General features: G+C 45.0%; 5 protein-coding genes. All 5 read right to left on the bottom strand.

Features of this window, described 5'->3' with window-relative positions; all coding sequences use genetic code 11:
* Nucleotides 1-68: 68 nt before the first annotated feature.
* Nucleotides 69-434, bottom strand: coding sequence for a XisI protein (locus QUA00_RS36560; RefSeq protein ID WP_333144651.1), 366 nt, complete (start codon nt 432-434; stop codon nt 69-71).
* Complete coding sequence (locus tag QUA00_RS36555) at nt 425-841, bottom strand: XisH family protein (protein ID WP_333239145.1); 417 nt, start codon at nt 839-841, stop codon at nt 425-427. Before QUA00_RS36555 ends, QUA00_RS36560 begins: the two co-directional genes overlap by 10 nt.
* Before the next feature lie 203 nt (nt 842-1,044).
* The gene (locus QUA00_RS36550) at nt 1,045-1,713 is read right to left on the bottom strand and encodes an HAS-barrel domain-containing protein (protein ID WP_333413470.1); all 669 of its coding nucleotides are present in this window, start codon (nt 1,711-1,713) and stop codon (nt 1,045-1,047) included.
* A 166-nt stretch (nt 1,714-1,879) separates the two neighbouring features.
* The gene (locus tag QUA00_RS36545; RefSeq protein WP_293145052.1) at nt 1,880-2,071 is read right to left on the bottom strand and encodes an NAD(P)H dehydrogenase subunit NdhS; all 192 of its coding nucleotides are present in this window, start codon (nt 2,069-2,071) and stop codon (nt 1,880-1,882) included.
* Between the two features lie 63 nt (nt 2,072-2,134).
* The coding region (locus QUA00_RS36540) for a hypothetical protein (RefSeq protein ID WP_333245192.1) at nt 2,135-2,366 on the bottom strand (232 nt) is incomplete at its 5' end.

Raw genomic sequence — 2,366 nt, 5'->3', positions numbered from 1 at the left:
GTTCACTCGACCACCATGATAATATCATACTACTATTGTTTATAATTGCTTATAAACTCAACGAAGTTTTACAATACCGGAGTTTGGCTGGGGCGATCGCCTAGCCCGCCGCCAACCAGCGTAAACTTACGCATATAGGGAGACCTATACCCTAAAACAATATCCGACTTGGGTACTCCGACTTCAATTAACTCATTAGCAATTCCTACTTCAGTTCCATCTCGCTGAATCCAAATCTTGTCCTCTTTAATATCGATGTGAATAACGCAACCATAAACTCGTCTTTCTCCACGCCATCCCACATGAAACATCAAATAGCGATCGCGTTTGATGTCACAAGCAATTTCAGTTTCTATCTCCCCATCGTCCGAACCGCAGCTAGAGTGTTTTTCAATGATTGATTGAATTAGCTCTCTATACTTTTCTATTTCCATATAACGATCGCCTCTCTCGCAGGATTAAACACAATCAAGTTTAATTGCATCCGCGTCACTGACATTCGAGCTAAACGCCGAGTAAAAAACTCTTCATAAATATCTTCTGGAATTGCCAAATAAAGAAGTCTATCCGGTTCTGACTCTTCCAAAACCACTTTATAATTCCAGGCTTGACCTATAGCCTCGTGAAACTGATTTATCAATGACAGACCTAAAAAACACTTGATTTCTACTGCTATCTTCTGTCCGTACTTTTCGGCTCCTAACAAATTATTTTCAGCCCCTAAGTCCACATAAAGCTTATCTTCGTCTACTTTGAGGTACAAAGGATCGTGGGTAATAGTCCACCCTTCTTTTTCCAAAGCTGAACATACAGAGACATGAAAGATATCTTTGGCAGACATAGATTTTGAGAAATCATGTTACTCGCTCCCATTATATCATATCCTACGACTGTGCCCGACAAACGGGCGATCGCATATTGAATTAAGTGCGATCGTTTCTTCCTTCTCAATTTAATTGTAAGGTCGATAAAATACCAGAGTCTGACTGGTGCGATCGCCTGAATATTTGACGATCGGTCTCAAACAGACTATTCAGCTTTTCGCTAAGGATGAATCTGGCTCAAAATCACCCGCAACCGATCGTAATCATCCTTCAGCAAAACACTCAAACTCCTCCCCGCTTCCACCAACCAAGTTCGATCGCGCATCCGCAACTGATAAATCTCCCGAATCGCCGCCGCCGTCAGCGCATCCACCGGCGCATTAGCCACCCCCAGCAGCGTCCTCAAAAAATCCAACTGCACCGTAAAATCAATCACCTCATCCGGTTCGCAGCGATAAACCGCCTGGTGAATTTGCGGGGGGCGCGGCGGCAAATACTGATAAATTTTACCCCTAGAGGGGCCGTGACCGTTCAACCTTTCCGGCGCCGTCTCAAACCCCACAATCGCCACTCGAAACTCGGTTTTGAGCATCGCAAAAATCTGTGGTTGTTCTTCCCGCAACTCTTCCAGCGACAAACCCAAAGCGCGAGCTCTGTGCACGGAGTCGATCGGGCTAGTCGTAGCGTAATAAACCACGCCGTAAATTTGATTTTTTGACTCTTCATCCTCGGCCTTCACCCAACTCCCAAAAGGTGGCATCACGGGAAAGCTTAAGTCTTCCGGTTCCAAACATTGAGCCAAAAACTCCGAAGTTGCCGTCTCGATTACCTCAGCAATGCGATCGGGATGGCGCTCTTTTGTAGCAAATTGGGGTAAAGGTAAACGCATATTAGTCAGTTAGCAGTTGGTTGTTGGCAGTTGATTGTTGGTTGTTGACAGTTGGCAGTTTGTTATTGGCAGTTGGTTGTTATTTATTATTTGTAAGTGGGTACTAATAAACAATAACTAATAACTACTTACAACTGTCAACTGACAACTGTCAACAACCAACTGACTATTTCGCGCGACCTGCCGTAGCATCGACGAGTTCCAACTGCGACAGGCGGAATGTAATCAGCTTGTCCCAATTGCCGCCTTCAAACAGTACCGCGACTTTCCCGTCGGTAACTCGCTGGACTTGTCCTTGAAAGGCGTAGTAAATCTCACCCTTATCTTTAACTCGAACTGCCGAACCTGGAAAAATCATAATTGTTTCAATGTTATGTTTGCTGTTTATAGTTTACCTTTTCTTGGCGATCGAGACTTGATGCTAAAACAGGCAAGATGCCTGTTCCACAAACAAGCACAGGCAAGATGCCTGTTCCACAAACAAGCACAGGCAAGATGCCTGTTCCACAAACAAGCACAGGCAAGATGCCTGTTCCACAAACAAGCACAGGCAAGATGCCTGTTCCACAAACAAGCACAGGCAAGATGCCTGTTCCACAAACAAGCACAGGCAAGATGCCTGTTCCACAAACAAGCACAGGCAAGATGCCTGT

The organism is Microcoleus sp. T2B6 (genome assembly GCF_036700475.1).
Taxonomy (GTDB): domain Bacteria; phylum Cyanobacteriota; class Cyanobacteriia; order Cyanobacteriales; family Microcoleaceae; genus Microcoleus.
Note: the sequence above shows the minus strand (reverse complement) of the source record. Positions and strands in the feature narration are given on the sequence as shown.

Excerpts from the sequence above, each read along its gene's own strand:
- QUA00_RS36555 (WP_333239145.1), bottom strand. The coding sequence starts at position 841 with ATGTCTGCCAAAGATATCTTTCATGTCTCTGTATGTTCAGCTTTGGAA.
- QUA00_RS36545 (WP_293145052.1), bottom strand. The coding sequence starts at position 2,071 with ATGATTTTTCCAGGTTCGGCAGTTCGAGTTAAAGATAAGGGTGAGATT.
- QUA00_RS36550 (WP_333413470.1), bottom strand. The coding sequence starts at position 1,713 with ATGCGTTTACCTTTACCCCAATTTGCTACAAAAGAGCGCCATCCCGAT.
- QUA00_RS36560 (WP_333144651.1), bottom strand. The coding sequence starts at position 434 with ATGGAAATAGAAAAGTATAGAGAGCTAATTCAATCAATCATTGAAAAA.